We start from the raw sequence: 22,779 nt of genomic DNA on the forward strand, positions 1-22,779 counted from the left end.
AAGCACGATAAATTTGACTTAAGTTAATACTCAATGCCACACCAGGGCATATTTACACGCTATTACCACTAGAATAATATTAATCTCAGGGGGTTCACTCCCATTAAATTATATCTCATGCTTTATTATTCAAGTTAAAACTAGAGTATCTTACAGCCCGAATCCTTTCAGGCTTGCATGCTAAGGCGCTTCTACTTTTCGTGGCATTCAACTACATCGCAACGTTCAACCGCATCGCAACATTCAACCGCAGGTTCATGAATTTCAGCAGCGGACGCTTCAGCTTTACGGCGATGCAGAGCAATAACAAAATCAGTTTCGCAAGTGAATGTCTGAGAGGCGGCTAATTCTTGCCCTGTTTCTACGCTGGCGCGCCATGCAAAAGGCGTCATTTGCAATAAGTTAAAACCTTGTTTGCCACTGAGCACCATTTCATAGGCCAGTGTTTCACGGCTAACGAGTTCAAACCCTTCCAGAGATTCTTCCGTGTCATCATGAAGTTGCACTTGCGCGTAAATTAGCGCTTTTAATTGATAGAGGTGACGCGGCCCCGGCGCAACCGTGACCACAATCCCACCGGGCTTCACCGTGCGAGCTAGCTCGGCTGCTTTACATGGCGCATAAATACGTAAGACGGCATCAAGTGAATGATTAGCAAAGGGTAATCTGTGGCTGGAAGCTACGCAGAAATTCACCTGGTGGTAGCGTTTAGCACCATATCGAACGGCGACTTTTGCCACATCTAAACCAAAAATGGACATTTGTCGCTGCCGATTTAGTTGATCAGCGACTGCAGCCGTGTAATAACCTTCTCCACAACCAATATCCAATAACGTGGCGGCATCTAACGGTAACGCCGAATCAAGCAGCCCACAAATTCGCTGCTGCAAAGGCTGATAATAGCCCGCATCCAGAAACGCCCGCCGTGCTTGCATCATCTCAGGGCTATCGCCCGGTTGTTTGGAGCCTTTATGCTGCACTGGCATCAAATTAACGTAACCCTCTTTGGCGCAATCAAACTGATGATTATTGCTGCAACGCCACTGCTGCGAGCTTTTTAGCAAGGCTTGATGGCAAAGGGGGCACTGATAAGACATGGTTGAGTTCCAAAATAACAGATAATTAACCGCCCAATCGTAGGCAGACACGGCGTTAGTCTAAAGAAGCGTTTATGAGGTTGCAAGCCACTGTTATATCCGTAAATCTCAGCGCTTAGCTGTGCCGGATGGCCTCAATGGAAATCGCATCAGGTTCCACATTCATCGTGCGCAAAATTTGCCCCATAATATCGCTGAAAACCGGCGCAGAAACAGCACCGCCGTAGTATTTTCCGCCTTGCGGATTGTTAATGACCACGACTAACGCGAAGCGAGGTTGACTTGCCGGTGCAACGCCTGCGGTGTACGCCACATACTTATCAATATATTGGCCATTTGGACCAATCTTCTTCGCTGTTCCCGTCTTAATGGCAACACGGTATCCTCTTACCGCCGCTTTAATCCCGCCGCCACCCGGCAATGCGACACTTTCCATCATATGCTCAACCTGCCGCACTTCATTTTCTGGGAAAACTCGTCGCCCAACTATCGGGGGATCCACTTTGGTAATCGACAAGGGCCGATAAATGCCAAAGCTGCCAATCGTGGCATACACACGTGCCAACTGCAGTGGTGTCACCATCAAGCCATAGCCAAAGGAAAACGTCGCGCGATCGAGATCACTCCAGCGTTTTCGATGCGGCATCAACCCACTGCTTTCACCGGTTAAGCCTAATTCAGTTGGCTTTCCCAGACCAAATAAGCTGTAGGTTTCCGTTAATGCAGCAGCGGGCATGGCTAACGCCAACCGAGAAACCCCCACATCACTCGATTTTTGCAATACGCCAGTCAATGATAATGCCGGATAATAGCCCACATCTTTGATTTGATGACCGCTCAGGATATAAGGGCGAGTATCCAAAACAGTGTCCGGCTTAACTAAACGCCGTTGTAATGCCGTCATCACGACCATCGGTTTGACGGTAGAACCCGGTTCAAAAATATCGCTAATGGCGCGATTGCGGAAATTTTCTTCCGGCGTTGCAGCACGATTATTGGGGTTAAACGTCGGGTAGTTCGCCATAGCCAAAACCTCTCCTGTGTTGACATCAATAACCACCGCGGAGCCTGAGTCTGCTTTATTGAACATGACGGCATTGGACAATGCATGCGAGGTTTCTGCCTGCAGCCGTTCATCAATGCTGAGTTGTACATTTTGCCCAGGCTGGCTGTCTGTCGAAGCAATATCCTCAATCACTCGACCAAAACGATCTTTTCGCACAACCCGACTGCCTGCCGTACCACTCAGTAGCGAGTTAAAACTTTTCTCTACCCCTTCGATGCCTTGATCATCAATATTGGTAAAACCGATGAGATTTGCAGCCACATCCCCTGTGGGGTAAAAACGCCGTGACTCCACTTTCGTTTCAATACCGGGTAATTTCAGGCGCCGAACATAGTCAGCAACATTAGGTTCAACTTGGCGGGCGAGATAGATAAAACGCGCATTAGGGGCCAGCGATATGCGGCTATTCACCTGCTCGAGTGGCAGGTTCAGTGCTTGAGCCAATGCATGCCAACGCTCATTTGCAACAACACCGCCCTTCTCTATCACTGTTTTGGGGTCAGCCCAAACAGCAGCGACGGGGACACTGACAGCCAAGGGGTGGGCATTACGATCAGTAATCATGCCGCGTGTATTAAGCGTTTCTTCCACGCGCACGGAACGCATGTCCTCTTCCTTAACCAAGCTGTCTGGCTCAATAATTTGCAGCCAGGCGACCCGAGCAGTCAGACCTAAGAATGACAGTAAAATGCAGCCACACAGCAAACCAAACCGCCATCGAATAAAGTTATTACTGTCATTTTTTGGTTTAGAAATCATTGAGATCAACCCTGACTGCCTGCTTGGAATTTAGCTGCCATTAAACCCTATCCAACGGCGTGAGAGGGCTAAAACAGTGATACAAGGTGCGTTATATTGCAACAATTCGCTAACGCGCATTTAATCGAAAAGGCGACTGGTCAATCGATTCAAAAACGGCTTACACTGAATGGCGTATTTTTCCCTCAGTAGGTAAACCTGATGACCGACCTTTCACCACAATTGAGCAAAATTGCCGCTATCCGCCACGGTTTTGGTGACAAATCGTCTCTTCTACCTGACGATCTCCAACCTTTTCGGGAATCGCAAGCCAATAAGAAGCAAGTACATGGCACCAGAATTGTCGATGTTACGCAGCCTCGGCAAGAATGTGGTGAAGCGGATGGCCTCTATACCACCCAAGCCGGAATATTGTTAACGGTGTTGACGGCCGATTGCCTTCCGGTCATTTTCAGTCATCGACAAGGCAAAGGTATTGCGGTTGTCCACGCGGGTTGGCGCGGATTGCTTGATGGCATTATTTTGAATATGGTGAAACGTATCTCACGCGACGACGATCCCGCGAATTGGGTTGCCGCTATTGGGCCAGCAGCAAGATCTTGCTGTTATGAGGTTAATGAAGAGTTAGTTGAGCAGTTTGTTCACCAATTGCCGTTGGCTAGAAACATTATTACTCCCCGTTTTCGTCACCTCAACTTGGCGGTGATTGCTGAGCATCAATTACGCGGAGCAGGTATCTATCAAGTTGAGCGAATAGGCGGTTGTACTATATGTACCACCGTACCGGATAAAGATGATGCGAATAAAGTTCAGTTTAAGTACACCAGCTATCGTCGTACCAGCCAGCAACAAGCAATTGATCCTACGCACCCAAGCATTAAAGGCCGCAACCAGTATTCTGGCTTGATCATCCTGCCTTAATGAACTCACCGCGTAATGATTTCAGAAACGAAAAACCCGCACAATGGCGGGTTTTATTACAGCAAAAGTGCTGATTAGATTGCAGTAACGTTTACTGCAGACGGACCTTTCTGACCGTCTTGGATTTCGAACTCTACGTTCTGGCCTTCAGCCAAGGTTTTGAAGCCATTACCTTGGATTGCAGAGAAGTGTACGAACACATCTTTGCTGCCGTCAGCTGGAGTGATGAAACCGAAACCTTTAGACTCGTTGAACCACTTAACTTGACCTTTGATCTTTGCCATCTTGAGTATTTCCTTTGGATTGTTTAACTCGCCCGTAGGCGTTTACATAGACAAACTAGAGTCGTTACTGCTTGAGGCACTAAGATAAGGATCGGCAGAGAAGCGGTATTCAACGCTAACGTCTTTACTCAGAACTTCTTTACTGAAAATGCCACACATATACAGAACTGTACCTCGTTTTACCCATATGCGTTATCACATACTCTGAATTCGATGGCAAGCCATTTTTAATCAAGGGTGAACCTGTCGCACATATTTGAATCGGTTGCACATAAAGAATGCTTAAATATGCCAAAACCTGTTGAAGGTCATCGTATTTTCTGCTCTATTTTTTTATACTGCTCTGCCCCGCTTTCTTACTGGTTTTTAACATTTAGGCTAACTCTTTTTATAATATTTCTTACGTCACCACCTCATGATTGGCATGTTTTAAACGTCACAAAAAACGTATGGGTATAAAATTTATTAGCATTAAATATATAATAATTGAATATATCACGCCCCTGTCATAGATGCTGACACCGGAGTATCACACAATTTCCAGACCCCAGACTGGGGGAGTAACCCCTTACTTAACCTCAGGTTATACCTCTGAGCCCCGAAACATCTAAAAGACATAAATATCTTATTCGCCAATCTCATCTGAAATGACAATTCAAAACCAAGAACACTAGTGAAAAAATAAACCGCTCTCCCACTAATACTCAGGGAAATACACCCTCAACTCTGAGGTTATTAATTTATTAAGCGCTCTATTATTGAGCTTATTGAATACTAGGATGCATCAAAATCAACCAACCCGCACCAGAAAGGTGCATTTTCTCTTTTTGTAAATTGTATAAATATATAAGAAAATGGAGATATTAGTCAGTCACGGAAGTCATTTCATTCTGTGTATTATTGTCAATTCTATGTAAAAAAGAAAATTTAAGATATATCCAAGTGATTTTCTATTATATCTTAGCCATTCTGAGAAAAGCTTAAATTAAGGTTTTACCTTTTCGTTAAAGAACTGTTTAGGATTTAGACGATAACCTCTACCTAATTATAACTAGCTTATTACCAATCATTACTTTTGATAGGCATATAGATTATCTGATGCTTGGATAATTTATTTAGGCTTATCAGCACCAGAGATTTAAATCATGATTCATAAGTATATTATCAGCGCCTGCTTGCTGAGTAGTTTGTGGTGGGGCCATGTTTCAACTGCTCTTGCGGAAGATATCAATCAATCTGGCAAGGTGCCCACAGAGCAGAAAATTGAGCCACATGCGGGCAGTAACAGCCTGTGGCAGCGTCTGGTCAACAATATCACCCTCGCTTGGGATTCACCGGAGCAAGAGCTGTATATCCCGCTGAATACGTGGCACAACCGTAGAACTTACGATGCGGATAAGATAGCGTCCTACAATGAAAGGCCATGGGGCATCGGTTATGGCAGATATCGCTATGATGAGAATAACAATTGGCACTCTGTGTATGCGATGGCGTTTATGGACTCACACAACGAAGTTGAACCCATTATAGGTTATGGTTACCAAAAAATGTGGATACCGGGAAGAATGGATGGATGGCGATTTGGTGTAGGCTTTACGGCAAGTATTACCGCTCGCCACGAATATCATTACATCCCAATACCCTTACCTTTACCGCTCGTATCCATTGAGTATAATAAGTTTTCACTACAAACTACCTATATTCCCGGCACTTATAACAATGGGAATGTATTGTTTACTTGGATGCGTTGGCAATTTTAATAAGATACTTTATTAAGCTAATTAGACCATGAATTAAAAGTGGTTATATTGTGCAGTTAAGAATTAATCTCAATTAACTTTTAGTGCACCATTAGGATGCATTCATTTGTGCTGGTAAATATCCCATGATATCAACTCTATTTGATTGCAGCTGATTTAAACATACTCACCAAGACATTATTTTCAAAACGCGGATATAACCCCAAATGGTTATATCCGTTTTTTTATTTAACAAATACAACGAGCCTATCAGGCTATATTTGAGTTCTTAGTCTGTATCTTGCCTCGTTTTTGACGGCGAGTCAGCATGAAACCACACCACAACAATGCCACCCAAACGGGCATCATCAAGACGGAGATTTGAATGCCATCAGTGAGGTACATGATGACCAGAATCAGCGATAAGAAGACCAGACACAGGTAATTACCGTAGGGATACCATAACGCCTTAAATCGTGGTTCTACGCCCTCTCGCGTTTTTGCAGCACGGAATTTTAAATGCGCGAGACAAATCATGACCCAGTTAATGACCAGCGTTGAGACGACAAGTGCCATCAGGAGCTCAAAGGCTTTGCCCGGCATCACATAGTTAATCACGACACCCGCCGAGGTTGCCAATGCTGAGAGTGCAATTGACAGTATAGGCACCCCACGTTTATTCACCTTAGTCAATAACTTAGGGGCATTTCCTTGTGATGCCAAACCAAATAGCATACGGCTATTACAATATACTCCACTGTTATAGACCGATAATGCTGCAGTCAAAACCACCACATTCAAGATGGTCGCTACCAAGTTACTGTCTAATGCATGGAAAATCATCACAAAGGGGCTGCCGCCTTCAACAACCTTACCCCACGGATAAAGAGAGAGCAGAACACCCAGTGAGCCAATATAAAAGATGAGAATACGATAGACGACTTGATTGGTTGCTTTAGGAATACTGTTTTGTGGATCTTCCGCTTCAGCCGCAGTGATCCCCACCATCTCTAGCCCACCGAAAGAAAACATAATCACGGCCATCGCCATCACTAAGCCACTTAATCCGTGAGGCATAAAACCACCTTGGGCCCAGAGATTTGTGATAGAGGCACCTGGGCCGCCGGTTCCTGATGCCAAAAGGTATGCGCCAAAGACTATCATCCCGATAATGGCAACAACCTTGATGATCGCAAACCAAAATTCAGTTTCACCGTACATACGGACATTGATAAGGTTAATGGCATTGATCAAGACAAAAAAGACGGCGGCAGAAACCCATGTGGGTATTTCAGGCCACCAATATTGGATATAGATACCTACAGCAGTTAGTTCAGCCATACCGACGAGAATAAACATCGCCCAGTAGTTCCAGCCAGATAAAAACCCGGCAAAATCGCCCCAATATTTATAAGCAAAATGGCTAAATGAACCGGCCACGGGTTCCTCAACGACCATCTCACCCAGTTGGCGCATGATAAGGAATGCAATAAAACCGCCGATGGCATATCCCAAGATGACTGAGGGGCCGGCCATTTTGATAGTCTGGGCAATCCCTAGAAATAGACCAGTACCAATTGCGCCACCCAGCGCAATCAGTTGAATATGTCGATTTTTTAAACCGCGTTTGAGCGTTGATTCTTGTAACTGCTGTTCCATCCTATCCTCTGCCGCATCTGTTCTTAACCAGTAGTCGTAAACAGTATTTTATAAATAAATTTGCGGCGTTTTTAACACTTAAAACAGATTGCATCAAGGATAAAGGTAGTTGGCACGTTACGAAAATGCACCAATAGCTTTGTGTCTCTGTACTATTGGCTATATCTGTCCAAGATGGCGATTCACATTGAAACATGCCGATTTGACATACCACATAACTTACTTAAATTACGGGCACCAATCATCAAAGTGGCCACATACGATTGACGTCGTGTGACCACTTCTACAGCAACGCGATTATTTTTGTAGCGGATAAGATAAGTTGAAGGCCAACCTTGGCGTCGTACACCGTAAGATTTTTGGTGATGATCAATTGCTGCGTGAGCAATCACCAAATGAGATAAATTTGAATCCCCTTTAATAATACGTTTCATCATCAGCTCCACGAAAGTCGTTACAGACTTCTTATCGTTTATTCGTCCCGCCACTTAATACTGACGGAATAATGACACTTGATGAAAATTTCGGATCGTTATTATTAAGCTTCCCGACTCAACAAGTAGCAGATCATGGCCGCGCGTAACGGGCTTTGACTGTAAGCTTGCCATTCACCAAGGGAGTTAGTGATTCGGGCGTTCCACTGATTATTATCATTAACTTCAGGGGAATAAAGGCCAATTTTATTGGCATAAATGATAGGCCATGCATCGGATGGATTTTTACAGTAATCCTTGCCCTTAATACCTCCGTACGGATACCACTTATCAGGATCTTCACCGTTCAATAGCGCAATACTTCTGTTCACTTCACTGTCACTCTCTTCATACCATTTGATCATCCGAATCACCGTTCTTTTTAAAAGTTCTGGCTACATTACGGTGAAAATAAGACAAATTTATGACAGCTTGCATGCTTTATTTCAGACGGATAAACAGGACGTTAAAAGTGAATAAAGGGGAAAGTGGAGAGAGGTATCACAGCTCAGTCTGAAGCGATTGCTAACTAAACTAACAATCACTCTGGCACAGCCTTTCGACAGCGCCAGAATCGGGATAGCTTATCTCTCAGGAATGAAGCCTTTAAAATCGAGAGGAGAAACGATGTCACTATCACTTTGCCCATCACTGACGCCAGTGGCATTGGCAACTAGCGCTTTGAGCAATTCAGTTTGCAGTTTTTGCTGCTCGGCAATCTCTTGTAGCAAATGGATTTGTTCATTTGCTCGTACACTGGCTCGGCTCAAGAAGAACCAAACTATCAAGAAAAAAATGACAGTAAATAGTGACAGCGCAATAGGGAACACACCCAACCCGCTCATATTTGTTTCTAACATTGACAACCCTATTACATGCATGACGAAGTCGTTATCTTACCACTCAGCCCATCAGAAGGGTGAAATTAGCGGCTGAATAAGAAAGGAATGGCAATTAGCATCATAATTACTGAGAATGGTTATTATTTGTATTTAAAATAAAATACGTTACCACGGAATAATCGAAGTTATGGTACATAGGCCCGTTGAGAACGTCCCTCCTTGATCACAATAGCTGTCAAGGGCTAATAGATAAAACAAGCAACAAACGGCAATAATTCCCACCGTCGCAACAAGTTTCTTTATGTTCAAATCGGGCACCTTCTTCAACCTTCAACGTTTTTTAAATTATACTGGATCAAACATCAACCATTTATAGCCAATATGTATTTAGTGATGTCAAAATTGTCATATGACCTAACTAAGCATAGATTTTTTACTGTTTCGTCTTATAAATCAATATAATTTAGGATTTTTATTATTAATTATCACATCATTAGTAGTTAAATTATTAAATATTTCAGCAAGACAATAAGTAAAACTAATTACACGGAGTAACTACATGAGTTTATTCAGATTATTCTTGATCGTGGCTATTATATACCTTGGTTTACTGTTTTCAGGTTATGGCGTACTGATCGGTAGTGATAAAAATGCTGCTGGATTGGGATTACAATGTAAATACCTAACAGCTAGAACTATATCAACCGCTCAATTTATAAACGGTGAAAATGGTATCATTGGCGTCAGCAACTGTCCTTTAGTGAAAAAAATAGGTAACAATATATTTGAATAACCCACCAGCGGGTTTGCAATAAGCCCGCTGGTTATTTTTTTATTTCTCTAAGTGACTATCTGTAGCAGTGTTGGTTTATGCCTACGATTTTGAATGTCACTCTTAAAAATAAAGCTGTCATTTTTGCGTAAACTTCATATCGATCAGTGCGATGGCCTTCTCTATGGCCCGCTTAGTCACTGGGTCAGCACCCGCTGGATGTGCGCTAAAATCAATAGATTTAAGTTGATGTGACATTTTATCTCGCACCTCTGCTGGTGCAATAATATCAATCACATCAAGAATTTGCTTAATCACTAGTTGGCAAGCAACCAAATCAGAGACCATTTCTTGGTCATTAGTAAACATATCTGACATGAATAATTCCTTTAAAGTAATATCACGTAAGGATATCACGCTGGCCACAACAACTCTTTAACCACCTGTGCCATGCTCATCTGGTTATCCATCGGTAGGTTGTGGTTTGAGGGCGAGGTTCTTGTGGGTAGTCAATCGTTCAGGTAAGCCGCGAAGGATGCGTGAGCCAAAAATATTAATCGATACGTAGAAAGGTCACGGTGAAGCCTATCGTTGATAGTTTCGGTGCTAAAAATAGGATATAAAAAAACCAGGTATGATTGTCATCAAAAACCTGGTTCTAAGGGTAACTTATTGAATATATACCAGTCACAATATTCCTAATCTCACAGTTTATCACCTCCTGCGCTTTTACCTTTATGCAGGACCATTACTGGCATCTTTAGAAAAACGGTCACACCAACAACCGCTATCAGAGTCATAATCACTGTTATCAACATGCGATCACCTCATCATTTTTAACTTCTATTTTTCCAAATTTAACCTTCAACCTCAGGGAAGGCCCTTCCAAATAACACTACCCTTTTACTATGGCACCAGAAAACGCTTTTGCAAATACCCGTTGAAAACTCTTTATAACGGCTCCACCATCATGGTAGCTAATTTGGTGTTTTGTGTTGTTCGATTCAAGTTGTGTATACTGCACTACTCCTAACTTGAAAAAACAGACTAAATAATGTCACAAGAAAATCATCTCACGTTAGTCTGCGCCCTCAGTAAATGGGTCGAAACCCACTTAGGGCGAGTCATCTATCTCGAAGAGTTGGCCACATATTCAGGCTACTCACTTTGGCACATGCAAAAAATTTTTAAAGAAGTAACAGGCACATCGTTAGGGAAGTACATCCGAGAAAGACGTTTAGCAGGTGCTGTTTATCAACTTAGAAGCAGCAATAGTACGATTTTTGATATTGCATTGGATTTTGGTTTTGGCTCGCAGTCACATTTTACTTATATGTTCAGAAAACGTTACGGCATAACGCCTTATGATTTCAGGCAAAATACAGATATTGACCTTAATATCGCATTGCCACTGCATGCGGTTCATCAAAAGCAGGCGTAACTACCCTTATCTCTCGTTATTCGCCTGAATTCTTAAAATAGCATTCGGCGAATATTCGTTATTTTTTGTAGCAATTCTGCACATCAATAGGCTGTGCGTCGTTACGCGAACTATCAGTCATATAGGTCATAACAAACATGGTACTCACCACAATGAGTGCTGCCAGTAGCAACCCAATCAGTGCAATGACTTTATTGTCGTCGAACAAGCTCTTGTCCATAATTTCTCCCTAACGTCTATGGCAGATCAGATTAACCATAGGATCGCAATGAATGTCGTTGCGATCAGCAAACATGATGTTGTAAATAAAACCACGAGCGCAAAGTGCGCGTCGCCAATTCCTGCTGAATAATCACTCTGTTGAGTGATATTTTTTTGTTTTTTCAAATTAATACCTACTGGTCATTCACACCAGACATGACCTTGCATTAAAATCGCGCTTTTTATTGGCCGTTTCCACTTCCCACCCAGCGCTGACTTAATCGCGAACCATTACAAGGCGATCCTGTCGTAGTCTGGAGTATAGATCAAGCCCATGCATTGTAAAAAATAGGGGTATTGACCAGAAACATTAGATATCATTATAGATTAATGCCCCAACACTTGAACCAGACCGCATGACTTATCACACTGAAATTATACCCACAGCCAAACTATAGAGCGCCACAATTGCAGCAATAATGGCGACGGCAAAAAGACACTTCTCGATTGAAGTGAATATGGGCTTATTTTGTTCACGTTTCGCGATAATGAACAACACAGTGCCAGGACCGTAGATCACCGCAGATAACAATATATATTTCAAGCCCCCCGCGTAAACCATCAATATGGCATACAACGTTGCTATCGATGCGAAGATGATATCTTTCCTATGGTCATCTGAGCCAACTGGGTATGTTTCTCGGGTCCAAGCCAGCTTCAAGGCATAAGCAGCGACCAGCAGATACGGAATCAAAACCAACGAACTAGTTAATTCAAGTGCAAGTTGGAAAGCATATTCAGTGAAAAGCGTAACAATTAAGAATAACTGGATAAAAATATTCGACATCCAGACCGCTGCTGAGGGTACCCCTCGCTTATTTTCAGTTGCGAAGAGTTGCGGCATGATATTGCTTTTCGCAGCAGAATAGAGAGCTTCAGCCGCCAGCAGCGTCCAAGACAAATAAGCGCCCATGACTGAAATAATCAGCCCAATACTGATAAAAATGGCCCCCCATCGGCCAACAATATGCTCCAGTACACCCGCCATCGACGGCTGGCGCAACGCGGCAAGATCCGGGCGAAGCAGTACACCGTAGGAAAGCATTGTGACTAAAACTAGCAGGCATAACACACCAATGAAGCCTAAAACCGTCGCAATACCAACATGTTTTCTTTCTTTGGCATAACGAGAGTAGACACTCGCGCCTTCAATACCAACAAAAACAAATACTGTCACCAACATGGTGCTTCGCACTTGAGAAAATAAAGACGCCGAACCGGCTGTTATTTCTAATGCGGCATGACCCGTATAGCCATAATCATCAAGATGAGAAAGGTCACCAATACTGCCCAGCGGCTGGGTACCCCAGAAATTTAAGGCGAAAGTATCCGTATGAAATGCAAAAGCCAGTACGATAACGAAAATAAATATGGGTATAACTTTCGCGAAAGTGGCAATGGTATTAATCGCTGCGGCCTCTTTGATGCCGCGCAGAACCATAAAATGGAAGCTCCACAGAATTAATGACGCAATTAAAACAGCGGGAAGCGTATTGCCATCACCAAATAATGGGAAGAATGCCCCCAGTGTAGACTTAATCAAAACAAAATAAGATACACTGCCAATACAAGCACCGGACCAGAAACCAATAGCTGAAGCAAACCCAGCATAGTCACCGAATCCTGTTTTAGCATAAATATAAACACCGGAATCTAAATCAGGTTTGCGTTGTGCCAATGTTTGAAAGACAAAAGCCAAAGTCAACATCCCGCCGCCGGCAATAATCCAGGCGATAAGCGCACCGAAGCCCCCCGTGGCGCGGCCGAATGTAGCAGGTAAAGAGAAAATGCCAGCACCGATCATCGAACCCACAACAAGTGACGTTAATGACCAGAGTGAAAGTTTTTTATTTGATGAGGCTGCCATATTCATTCCCATTGACATTAGTTAATCCAATTCAAAAGAGAATAACCTAATAGAATGCCAAGTCCTATAGTTGAAATATCGAATAAATTTCAAAATGCACTCTGCTGGATAGCAGAAAATTCCTAAGACATTAACAGTACCAAATCATTTTTGTGGATGAACGATGACTATAGTTCTGTAATTTTAATGAAAGAGCGTATATTTATGGCGTATCCACCTTAGCAAAGCACAAATAATGATAGATAAATTATAGCAGACTTTAATAGTGCCTAATTAAATGCAATAGCCTCTTACTCACTCACTTCACCAACGGCAGTGAATAATCAGCAAAATGGATGCTATTAATTCGCATTTGCATTTATAATGCCAGAACTGTTTTTTTGCAGTTGAACTAATTTACCTCTGTAATTGTAAGGACGACTTCATGCTCCGCCGCTTTTTTTCTTATTACACCCCGTACAAAGGGCTTTTCTATCTAGATTTTGGCTGTGCAATTCTTGCGGGGTTGTTAGAACTCAGCTTCCCGATGGCCGTTAAGCTGTTCATCGATAAATTGCTCCCAAATCAGGATTGGGTGCTGATTATCTGGGCTGCAGTGGGCTTATTAATGATCTATCTCCTGAACACCGCACTAATGGCGATTGTTAACTATTGGGGCCATGCGTTGGGGGTCGGTATTGAAACGGATATGCGTCGTCAGGCATTTAGCCACCTGCAAAAACTGTCTTTTAGTTATTACGATAATGTGAAGACTGGTCATATCATTACCCATGTAACAAAAGACCTCGAAGAGGTCGGTGAAATTGCCCATCACGGCCCAGAAGACCTTTTCATTGCTGTCATGACATTTATTGGTGCATTTATTCTGATGGCGTCAGTCCATCTCCCTCTCGCTATGCTCACCATTATTATTGTGCCCTGCATGACTTATCTGGTTAGTCGATATGGTTCACAAATGACAGAAACTTGGCGTAAATTATTTGGCCAAGTCGGTAACTTTAATGCCCGAATTGAAGAGAGCATTGGAGGAATTCGTGTCGTAAAAGCCTTTGCCAACGAATCGCACGAAAAGAAACTGTTCGCCAAAGATAATGAAAACTACCGCACCACTAAACTACGTGCTTATCGCATTATGACCACCAGCATGACCATGAGTTATTTAAGTACTCGTTTGGTGCAATTAATTGTCATGGTCGTCGGTACATGGTACGTGGTTAATGACCAACTCAGTTATGGCGGATTTGTCGGCTTCCTTCTGTTGGTTGAGGTTTTTTTCCGCCCAGTGGCGAAAATAACCTCAGTACTTGAAAGTTATCCTAAAGGTATCGCAGGATTTAAGCGCTTCACTCAGCTCATTGATACCTTGCCTGATATTGTTGACCAACCTAATGCGCGCCCTGTCGGTCATTTGCATGGCGATATTTGTTATCAAAATGTCTGCTTTGCTTATTCACCGCAGAATCAAATTTTCACTCATTTGAATCTGCAAATCCACGCGGGTGAAACAGTCGCATTTGTTGGACCGTCAGGCGCTGGTAAAACCACACTCTGCTCCTTACTGCCTCGTTTCTATGAACTCGATAGCGGGGCCATCACTATCGACGGTATTAATATTCGTGATATGACTCAGCAATCACTGCGTAATAATATTGGGATCGTGCAACAAGATGTCTTCTTATTTGGCGGTTCTATTCGTGAAAATATCGCCTACGGTAAGCTAGATGCCAGTGATGACGAGATCATGATTGCTGCGCGGCAAGCGCGGCTAGATGAATTGATTGATAGTCTGCCTGAAGGCTTGGATACCGTTGTCGGTGAGCGTGGCGTGAAATTATCCGGCGGTCAGAAACAGCGGCTATCAATAGCCCGTATTTTCTTGAAAAATCCGCCAATCTTGATTCTGGATGAGGCGACATCTGCCCTTGACACTGCCACGGAGCAAGCGATTCAACTCGCACTCACCGCATTGTCACAAGGCCGAACGACGTTGGTTATTGCTCACCGCTTAGCCACCATTCAAAATGCCGACCGCATCATTGTGGTCGATAAAGAAGGGATTGTTGAGCAAGGGGATCATCACGAACTCCTCGCCCGTAAAGGCGTTTATGCTAAGTTACATGACGCCCAGTTTAGCGCCGCTTAATCTGTTTAACTTCGTTTAATACATGTAAAAACCCCCCCGCAGATGAACGCGAATGGTAAACTGGAGGAAAATTCGACCTAAGCCATTCCATCGCGGGCATAAATAGGGTACAAGGACGCCATGAAAATTCCAAAACGAATCCAACCGCTGGTTGATGACGGCTTGGTTGACGAAGTCATCCGTCGTTTGAAAAGTGGCAAAGAAGCTGATGTCTATGTTGTCCGTTGTGGATCGGATATTCGCTGCGCGAAGGTTTATAAAGAAGCAGAAAATCGCAGCTTTAAACAAGCGGTCCAATATCAAGAGGGCCGTAAGGTCCGTAATAGCCGTGATGCCCGTGCAATGGCTAAAGGTTCTAAATTTGGCCGTAAACAACAAGAAGATACTTGGCAAACTGCCGAAGTTGACGCGTTGTATCTACTCGCCAATGCGGGTGTCCGCGTACCACAGCCCTATGCCTGCCTTGATGGTGTTTTGCTCATGGAACTGGTGACGGATGAAGACGGTCTTGCCGCCCCTCGCCTCAGTGACGTGCCATTTACCAAAGAACAAGCGTTAATTGACCATGCTGTGATGATCCAATATGTGGTGCGGATGCTCTGTGCCGGCCTCGTTCATGGCGACTTATCAGAGTTCAATGTCTTAATTGATAAAGATGGGCCCGTCATTATCGACTTACCGCAAGCGGTCAATGCGGCAGCAAACAACCACGCGAAAGCAATGTTGGAGCGTGATGTCGCCAATATGACCCACTATTATGGTCAATACGCCCCTGAGCTGCTTGGCCGGAAATATGCCAAAGAAATGTGGGCGCTCTATGAAGACGGTAAATTGCATCCAGAAACCCAACTCACGGGTGAATTTGCAGAAAGTACTGCCGCTGCTGACGTTGAAGGCGTGTTAGAAGAGATTAAAGCCGTGATTGCGGAAGAACAAGAACGCCTGCGTGAAGCACAGGATCCGTATTAATTTTTGCCTTAGCGAGTGTTGGCAAAACATAAAGTGAGGGTAAGTAAAATACCGCTGACTACGTTTTCTCCCTACCCTCATTGATTCAACATTAAGCCGTGTGTGACCGATCAGTTCAGTATGACTGTCTCAACACGGTTTTTCCCCGCAGTTTTTGCGCGATAAAGTGCTTTGTCAGCCGCCAACGACAACGCCGCCGCTGTCAATGACTCGCTCGGCGCAGAGACTGAAGCCACACCGATACTGATGGTCACTCGCCCTTGCGGTGACATCCCATGGGGAATATCTAATTCTTCAATAGAAAGACGCATACGCTCTGCAATGGCTTTCGCGTCTGTTGGCGAACTCGGTGCCAGTAAGACAATAAACTCCTCGCCACCATAACGGGCTAAAATATCAGAGCCACCGCGAATGGATTTAGACAAGGTTTCAACAATCGATTTCAGACAAACATCACCCAGCGCATGACCATAGAGATCGTTAAAACTTTTGAAATTATCGAAATCAATCATTAATACCGAGAGAGCCCCCCCTTCAATTCGGTTTTTCTGCCAAATATGCCGGTAGAGATCATCAAAATGGCGACGATTAGCCACGCCGGTCAACACATCCGTTTGGGATAACGCCTTGAGGATCGACTCAGATTGTTTAAACTCGGTAATATCAAAAAATGAGCCATACCACATTACCGAGCCATCATCCTGCTGAGTTGGAAAAGACTCGCCATGAAGCCAATGCGTCCCTTTCCCCGGCAAGTTTACCCGGAAATCACAAGACCACATGGATAGATTTTGCCGCGACGTAGCAACAGCTTGTACCATCATCGGCATATCGTCAGGGTGAACTCGGCTAAAAAGTGGATTTTCTGCTTTAGGGATAAACAAAACCTCTGCTGGCGAAAGATCAAATATTTTCCTTACGCCTTCACTGCAATATTTAAAATGGGAGTCGCCATCAGTATTTAAATAGTAAGCATAAATCATCGCCGGTAGATTTTTTGTTAATCGGTCCATCATTTGCTTGCTTTCTTCCAATGCCATCAGCAACGATTTTCTTTCAGAAACATCGGCAATGACACTGATATAACCGACCGTACTACCATTATCGGACATTATTTCATGGACACTTAATGCGCCCCAGAAACGTTTACCATCTTTACGTTGATAACGCCATTCACTGCTTTCACGCCGATTGAGTAACAAGGAGTCCAATTCGGCTTGAGCATCGCCATTTTCAGGAATATGCAAAATATCCTGAATTGGCTTCCCTAATACTTCATACCGGGAATAGCCAAACATTCGTTCCGCACCAACATTAAATATTGTTATGCAGTTACTTAAGTTGGTTGTAATGATTGCAACCTGTTTCTCGGCATTGAGTAAGACATCCAGTTGAAGGTCAGATAATTCATTATTCCCATTCTCTTTCTTCAACAGATCACCTTTTAGCTGCCGGCCAAAAATTTTCTTGGCTAATGCACTCAAGTGGCTATGATAAAAAGAAAATAAAGACATAGAGAAAAATCACCTATATTTCAAAAATATAAAAAAAACCAGAAATAATTAATCAAGTTAATACACAAGCAGTAGCACACTAAATTATAACATACAGTTATGACTCAGTGTAGAGCACGGTGGTGTAACAGGTTATTTGATAAGAACTGACATTCAACTTGATAAAATCATTACAGATTCTGCCGAGAAAACTGAAGTTACAATCCGCTATTCTGAGGGTCTGTTTATGTTGAATGATTGGAGTCAGAATGAAGCAAATTCTAATACTGTGTATGAGCACTGTTTTATTGCTTAATGCAACCCTAAGTTTAGCTGCTCAAACGGCAAATAAAAATGAAAAAGAGAAAGCAGGAGTGACCTGCAAACGCCCGCCGGAGCCACCAAAAGATAAAAATGGTCACCCATTACCCCCGCCTAAGGATCATAAAGATGGCCACTTAGCTAAAGGCCAACCGCCACATGATGGAAAGCATGACTGCCCACCACCATCAGAGAAAAAAATCAAAAAGTAATTCAATAATTTACCCCATAGCAAATGCGAGTACCGCAGCAGATAAATTGAAAGTCACTTTTCTTTATATCTGCTTTTTATTATTACACTAATAAAAAGCCACCGTATAATAAAATTAAACTTCATCTAAATAACCTTAATATATTAATCATCAATACCTAACACAGTATATCCCGCATATAAATCAAGCGCATAAATCAGTTCATTAGTGTAAATGCACCACCAAGAAAACAATCCAATCGAAAAATCAGATATTACACTGGAAAGTATAACTTTATATCCTATGATATACAGTGAGAATATAAATTCTCATCCGCGAGTTAATAATACCAGTTGAAATATAACGGATAGATAAGGAAGTAATCATGCTTTATAAATCACTGATTAGTATTACCATTGCTACACTCTCGTTTACCGCCTTTAGTACTGCCCATGCAGCATCATCCCCCACTACACCCGCCGATATGACGTGTAAAGAATTCATTGATCTTAATCCAAAAAGTATGACACCTGTTGCCTTCTGGATCATTAATCAAGATACCCAATATAAAAAAGGAGATACCGTCGACTTTCAAGAAGTAGATACACTTTATACACCTAAGGTGATTGATATTTGTAAGAAATCACCTGATAAAAAAGTGTCCGAGATAAAAAAAGAAATTGAGGAGGCGACTAACAAAAAAGCCATGTAATATTAAACTTGGCCCCACACTGGCGTTAGTGGGGCTAACATTATTGTTTGGAAATCATTATTTGTAGGACGTAATTATGTTTAAAAAAATGATGCTGATATCTTTACTGATATTCCCTATCAGCCAAGTATTAGCCAATGACTGTAAGAACGCGGTGACACAATTGGATATGAATCAGTGCGCGAGCTCTGATTATAAGCAAGCCGATACTGAACTTAATCGCACCTACAAACAAGTGCTTGCTAAAACATCTATCGAACAAAGAGCATTACTAAAAAGCGCGCAATTGACTTGGATAAAATACCGCGACGCCGATTGTACCTTTCAATCATCAGCCACTGAAGGTGGCTCAGTCCACCCCATGATAATCTCTGCTTGCCTGACGCATAAAACGGAAGAACGAACAGCACAACTCAAATCGTACCTCAATTGCCCTGAAGGTGATTTAAGTTGCCCACTGTAGTTATTTACCTGTAGTCATTTACTCTGTCGCATTGACGATGGTGTGAATCCGTACGCCACTTTAAAACAATTACTAAAGTGGCTGGCTGAACTAAAACCACATGCCAAGGCAATTTGAATCAGCGGCATCATGCTGTGTTTTAATAATTGCTCGGCATGATGCAAACGCACTTTTAGCACAAATTGATGGGGAGCCAGCCCAGTACTTTGCTTAAACATTCGTGCAAAGTGAAACTCACTTAATCCCGCTTGTTCAGCCAGATCTGACAGGAGCAGCGGCTCTGAGATATACCCATCGATATACTCTTTGACTCTTTTTAAGACCGCCGGTGCTAACCCACCGCGAATAGCAGGTAAAGCCCATTGTAACTGCGTGTAGTTTTTCAGCAAATGTGTCATCAGTAAGGTAGATGCACTGCTCAGTGCTAGATGATTCGCTTGCTCTTGCCAATCGCAATTGAGTAAAAATTGGCGATACAGCAGGGTTATTTGCTGATCTTCGGCGAAGACACGTTCATCAACTTGAATCGACTGAGGGCTCCGCTGCCAAATTTGCTCCGCTAAGTGGCGCAAATGTTGGTCGGTACAATACAAATGCACGAAGGATAAATCGTCGCGGACATCCCAGCTAGATAGGCTGCCTTTTGGCATAATACAAAAACGATCCGGCCCCCCACCATTTTTCCACCCTGCTCGGGTTTTGTGGTAACACTCATAACCATCAGCAACATACAAGCTCAAGGTGTGATGATCAGGGCTTTCTTGTGTGATGCAATCATCGCGATTAGACCACGCAGCCAGTTGAATACCCGAGCCAAGTTGCACGCAATCATGCAACCGAGCTTTATGTTCTCGTAAGGTTTCAAAAGCTTGATATCGTTCAACCATCACACTGACATCCATAATAACGCCGATGACTTCAGTTTAATGACTTGTTATACGCCAAACCATCTTTGCCCACTATTTATCTCAAAAATGCGCAAGATTTTGCAATTGTCAGCAAGCCACTGAAAGCCGAATTTATCGGGGTGTCAGATACTGATGTTTTAGAAAAGTGATGAGAAAAAACATGAATGTGCTGCTTTATTTTCTGGTTGTTATCATTTGGGGGACAACGTGGATTGCTATCACCCTGCAGCAACAAGGCAATGTAGCCATTACCGTCTCTATATTTTATCGATTTGCCCTAGCGGCAGGAGTCATGGTCATTGCTTTATTGTTAGCCCGTCGTTTACGACACCTCAATCTGCGTGACCACCTTTTCTGTGTGGCACAAGGCTTTTGTGTTTTTGCTTTTAATTTTTACTGTTTCTATCATGCTGCGGCCTATATTAGCAGCGGTCTGGAATCCGTTATTTTCTCGATGGCGGTTCTCTTTAACGCCGTCAATGGCGTGATCTTCTTTCGCCAACGCCTCAGCCCTAATTTTCTGCCTGCTAGTATTCTTGGTTTAACTGGGATAGTGGCACTGTTTTGGCAAGATTTAACTGCGGCGCAAATAGCGCCAGAATTATTAAAAGGGGTTGGTTTAAGTCTACTCGGCACCTATGGCTTTTCTTTAGGGAATATGATCAGTAGCCGCCACCAGCGCCAAGGTCTAGACATTCTTTCCACTAACGCTTATGCCATGACGTATGGCGCGATATTGATGGGCGTTTTCAGCTTAATTCAGCATCACTCATTCACTCTCGAGTTCACATCGCGCTATTTAGGCTCATTACTGTATCTCGCGATATTCGGATCCGTCATTGCATTTGCGGCCTATTTCAGCCTGATTGGTCGTATTGGAGCCAGTGGTGCAGCGTACAGCACATTGTTATTTCCATTGGTTGCGCTGACCATTTCGACCTTCTATGAAGGTTATCATTGGCACCTCAATGCCATTATGGGCTTACTCTTAATCCTACTAGGTAACTTGGTGATGTTCTCTCGTCCGAGGATGATCCAATCATGGTTTAAGCGCCGTCACGATTTGCAATCACAACGATAATTCGCTGGCCGGTAGAACATTACCCTACCGGCCTAACGCTTATTATTTCGAAGTATCCAAAATTGGCTCACGCACAATAAAGATGTAAGACAGCGCCCCCAAAACAGTGACACATGCACAAATGGTTAATGCCAAACTAAATGAATGCGTGGTATCGACTATCCAACCCGTGATCACGGGAGCAAATGAAGCAAATATAAAGCTAGCAAAATTCTGGATACTCCCGACCGAAGCCGTCATACGGGAAGATACCGCCACATGGATCAGGCCCCAACATGAAGTCCCAGCAAAGTGAATACAAAATAGCGCCATGCCGATTAATACCACCGCACTTCCTGTCGTATCAGCACGTACCACGACGGAGGTGAACGCCGCTGACAATAACATACCGGTAGCAATACAGACCTTACGGCTTTTCAAGGGTGCCATCCCTTTACGCACCAAGAAGTCAGTCACGAAGCCATTACATAACATCCCCGCAGCACCAAAAATAAAGGGAATGGAAGCAAACATCCCTGTACTGGTCAGATTCAAATGATAGGTCGTCTGTAAATAACCCGGTAACCAGGCTAGGTACAACCAAGCGGTGTAGTTAACGCCACTAAAGCCCAACATCATCCCCCACATAGTGCGGTTTCTAAATAAGCCTCGCCATTCTTTAAAATTCATTGGTTTACGGCTGGCATTGACACTGCCTGCATCAAGATATTTCTGCTCTGCTTCAGTGAGGTTAATACTTTCCCGATTCCGATAAAGCATGTACCAACCGATAGAGAGCACAATCCCTAAAATACCGATGGTAATAAACATCCCACGCCAGCCAATCACCATCATCATTGCCGCTAAAATAGGTGGACTGATGGCAAGACCGATCGTGGACGCGGAGTTAAATATCCCCATCGGTAAACCGCGCTCTTTAATGTTAAACCAATCATTGATGACCTTTACGCCACAGGGGTTCATCGGCGCTTCACCAATACCTAATCCAATACGCACTAGAATAAATTGCGTAAAAGTATGTACTGCGCCTGATAGCGCTTGGAAAAATGACCAGATAAACATCCCCAGCCCAAGCATAATGCGCGGACCTTTACGATCCAACAATGGGCCACAAGGTAGCTGAGCAATGCCGTAGGCTAATGAAAACGCAGAAAGCAGGAATCCAATTTCTGTCGCACTGAGCCCTAATTCCTCGCGAATAGTCAGATTCGCGACAGATAAAGAACTGCGGTCAAGAAAGTTAATTACTGCTGCTAAGAATAATAAAATCATGGCAACGGTTTGAATTCGTTTAATGCGGGCAGAACGTTCTGTATT

At 43.3% G+C, this 22,779-nt stretch carries 25 protein-coding genes; 10 read left to right on the forward strand and 15 right to left on the reverse strand.

Annotated elements, in window-relative coordinates:
- Positions 1-191: 191 nt before the first annotated feature.
- Positions 192-1,097 (reverse strand): 23S rRNA (guanine(745)-N(1))-methyltransferase, encoded by a 906-nt coding sequence (rlmA, locus tag BN68_RS06020; protein WP_019210262.1) that lies wholly within the window; start codon positions 1,095-1,097, stop codon positions 192-194.
- Between the two features lie 115 nt (positions 1,098-1,212).
- Positions 1,213-2,922, reverse strand: a complete 1,710-nt coding sequence (gene ftsI, locus BN68_RS06025) for a peptidoglycan glycosyltransferase FtsI (RefSeq protein WP_019210263.1) — start codon at positions 2,920-2,922, stop codon at positions 1,213-1,215.
- A 201-nt stretch (positions 2,923-3,123) separates the two neighbouring features.
- Here ftsI and pgeF point away from each other — a divergent pair, with 201 nt between their 5' ends.
- Positions 3,124-3,843 carry a peptidoglycan editing factor PgeF gene (gene pgeF / locus BN68_RS06030; RefSeq protein WP_019210264.1) on the forward strand — a complete coding sequence of 240 codons (720 nt, stop codon included), beginning with the start codon at positions 3,124-3,126 and terminating at the stop codon, positions 3,841-3,843.
- Between the two features lie 74 nt (positions 3,844-3,917).
- Here pgeF and cspE read toward each other — a convergent pair whose 3' ends face one another.
- Both cspE and BN68_RS06040 read right to left on the reverse strand, forming a co-directional pair.
- Positions 3,918-4,127, reverse strand: a complete 210-nt coding sequence (gene cspE / locus BN68_RS06035) for a transcription antiterminator/RNA stability regulator CspE (protein WP_002221949.1) — start codon at positions 4,125-4,127, stop codon at positions 3,918-3,920.
- 42 nt (positions 4,128-4,169) lie between these two features.
- Positions 4,170-4,286: a DUF2627 domain-containing protein gene (locus BN68_RS06040; protein ID WP_002211058.1), complete on the reverse strand. Its 117-nt coding sequence runs from the start codon at positions 4,284-4,286 to the stop codon at positions 4,170-4,172.
- A gap of 986 nt (positions 4,287-5,272) precedes the next feature.
- Between BN68_RS06040 and pagP the strand changes: the two genes are divergently transcribed.
- Complete coding sequence (gene pagP / locus BN68_RS06045) at positions 5,273-5,887, forward strand: lipid IV(A) palmitoyltransferase PagP (protein ID WP_019210265.1); 615 nt, start codon at positions 5,273-5,275, stop codon at positions 5,885-5,887.
- 249 nt (positions 5,888-6,136) lie between these two features.
- On the opposite strand, the gene BN68_RS06050 is transcribed toward pagP, so the two are convergent.
- The 5 genes from BN68_RS06050 to mgrB form a co-directional block, all read right to left on the reverse strand.
- A complete protein-coding gene (locus BN68_RS06050; protein WP_019210266.1) occupies positions 6,137-7,525 on the reverse strand; it encodes an amino acid permease in 1,389 nt (462 codons plus the stop codon).
- A gap of 182 nt (positions 7,526-7,707) precedes the next feature.
- On the reverse strand, positions 7,708-7,959 hold the full coding sequence (locus tag BN68_RS06055) for a DUF4060 family protein (protein WP_019210267.1): 252 nt from the start codon (positions 7,957-7,959) through the stop codon (positions 7,708-7,710).
- 104 nt (positions 7,960-8,063) lie between these two features.
- Positions 8,064-8,363: a phage protein NinX family protein gene (locus BN68_RS06060; protein ID WP_019210268.1), complete on the reverse strand. Its 300-nt coding sequence runs from the start codon at positions 8,361-8,363 to the stop codon at positions 8,064-8,066.
- 219 nt (positions 8,364-8,582) lie between these two features.
- Positions 8,583-8,858, reverse strand: coding sequence for a YebO family protein (locus BN68_RS06065; RefSeq protein ID WP_019210269.1), 276 nt, complete (start codon positions 8,856-8,858; stop codon positions 8,583-8,585).
- Between the two features lie 147 nt (positions 8,859-9,005).
- A complete protein-coding gene (gene mgrB / locus BN68_RS24485; protein WP_071822406.1) occupies positions 9,006-9,149 on the reverse strand; it encodes a PhoP/PhoQ regulator MgrB in 144 nt (47 codons plus the stop codon).
- A gap of 250 nt (positions 9,150-9,399) precedes the next feature.
- On the opposite strand from mgrB, the gene BN68_RS06070 reads away from it, so the two are divergent.
- On the forward strand, positions 9,400-9,633 hold the full coding sequence (locus tag BN68_RS06070; protein WP_019210270.1) for a YobH family protein: 234 nt from the start codon (positions 9,400-9,402) through the stop codon (positions 9,631-9,633).
- Positions 9,634-9,750: 117 nt separating this feature from the next.
- Here the strand turns inward: BN68_RS06070 and BN68_RS06075 are convergent, their stop codons facing one another.
- Positions 9,751-9,990, reverse strand: coding sequence for a DUF2766 family protein (locus BN68_RS06075; protein ID WP_019210271.1), 240 nt, complete (start codon positions 9,988-9,990; stop codon positions 9,751-9,753).
- Positions 9,991-10,666: 676 nt separating this feature from the next.
- On the opposite strand from BN68_RS06075, the gene BN68_RS06085 reads away from it, so the two are divergent.
- Positions 10,667-11,053: a helix-turn-helix domain-containing protein gene (locus BN68_RS06085; protein WP_019210273.1), complete on the forward strand. Its 387-nt coding sequence runs from the start codon at positions 10,667-10,669 to the stop codon at positions 11,051-11,053.
- A gap of 58 nt (positions 11,054-11,111) precedes the next feature.
- Here the strand turns inward: BN68_RS06085 and BN68_RS06090 are convergent, their stop codons facing one another.
- Entirely contained in the window at positions 11,112-11,273 is a 162-nt protein-coding gene (locus BN68_RS06090; protein WP_019210274.1) for a hypothetical protein, read from the reverse strand.
- Positions 11,274-11,678: 405 nt separating this feature from the next.
- Entirely contained in the window at positions 11,679-13,181 is a 1,503-nt protein-coding gene (locus BN68_RS06095; RefSeq protein ID WP_019210275.1) for an amino acid permease, read from the reverse strand.
- Positions 13,182-13,605: 424 nt separating this feature from the next.
- On the opposite strand from BN68_RS06095, the gene BN68_RS06100 reads away from it, so the two are divergent.
- Together BN68_RS06100 and BN68_RS06105 are read left to right on the forward strand one after the other, a co-directional pair.
- Positions 13,606-15,324 carry an ABC transporter ATP-binding protein gene (locus tag BN68_RS06100; protein WP_019210276.1) on the forward strand — a complete coding sequence of 573 codons (1,719 nt, stop codon included), beginning with the start codon at positions 13,606-13,608 and terminating at the stop codon, positions 15,322-15,324.
- Positions 15,325-15,444: 120 nt separating this feature from the next.
- Positions 15,445-16,293, forward strand: a complete 849-nt coding sequence (locus BN68_RS06105) for a PA4780 family RIO1-like protein kinase (RefSeq protein ID WP_019210277.1) — start codon at positions 15,445-15,447, stop codon at positions 16,291-16,293.
- A 110-nt stretch (positions 16,294-16,403) separates the two neighbouring features.
- Here BN68_RS06105 and BN68_RS06110 read toward each other — a convergent pair whose 3' ends face one another.
- Positions 16,404-17,807, reverse strand: a complete 1,404-nt coding sequence (locus BN68_RS06110; RefSeq protein ID WP_019210278.1) for a sensor domain-containing diguanylate cyclase — start codon at positions 17,805-17,807, stop codon at positions 16,404-16,406.
- A 248-nt stretch (positions 17,808-18,055) separates the two neighbouring features.
- Between BN68_RS06110 and BN68_RS06115 the strand changes: the two genes are divergently transcribed.
- From BN68_RS06115 to BN68_RS06125, 3 genes are all read left to right on the forward strand, one after another.
- Complete coding sequence (locus tag BN68_RS06115; protein ID WP_019210279.1) at positions 18,056-18,319, forward strand: hypothetical protein; 264 nt, start codon at positions 18,056-18,058, stop codon at positions 18,317-18,319.
- A gap of 364 nt (positions 18,320-18,683) precedes the next feature.
- Entirely contained in the window at positions 18,684-19,010 is a 327-nt protein-coding gene (gene hdeB, locus BN68_RS06120; RefSeq protein ID WP_019210280.1) for an acid-activated periplasmic chaperone HdeB, read from the forward strand.
- Positions 19,011-19,086: 76 nt separating this feature from the next.
- Entirely contained in the window at positions 19,087-19,473 is a 387-nt protein-coding gene (locus tag BN68_RS06125) for a lysozyme inhibitor LprI family protein (RefSeq protein ID WP_019210281.1), read from the forward strand.
- A 14-nt stretch (positions 19,474-19,487) separates the two neighbouring features.
- On the opposite strand, the gene BN68_RS06130 is transcribed toward BN68_RS06125, so the two are convergent.
- Entirely contained in the window at positions 19,488-20,360 is an 873-nt protein-coding gene (locus BN68_RS06130; protein ID WP_042806539.1) for an AraC family transcriptional regulator, read from the reverse strand.
- Between the two features lie 181 nt (positions 20,361-20,541).
- Here BN68_RS06130 and BN68_RS06135 point away from each other — a divergent pair, with 181 nt between their 5' ends.
- Complete coding sequence (locus BN68_RS06135) at positions 20,542-21,462, forward strand: DMT family transporter (protein ID WP_019210282.1); 921 nt, start codon at positions 20,542-20,544, stop codon at positions 21,460-21,462.
- A 42-nt stretch (positions 21,463-21,504) separates the two neighbouring features.
- Here BN68_RS06135 and BN68_RS06140 read toward each other — a convergent pair whose 3' ends face one another.
- A complete protein-coding gene (locus tag BN68_RS06140) occupies positions 21,505-22,734 on the reverse strand; it encodes an MFS transporter (protein WP_231294026.1) in 1,230 nt (409 codons plus the stop codon).
- Between the last annotated feature and the right edge of the window lie 45 nt (positions 22,735-22,779).

This window comes from Yersinia massiliensis CCUG 53443 (genome assembly GCF_000312485.1).
GTDB lineage: Bacteria > Pseudomonadota > Gammaproteobacteria > Enterobacterales > Enterobacteriaceae > Yersinia > Yersinia massiliensis.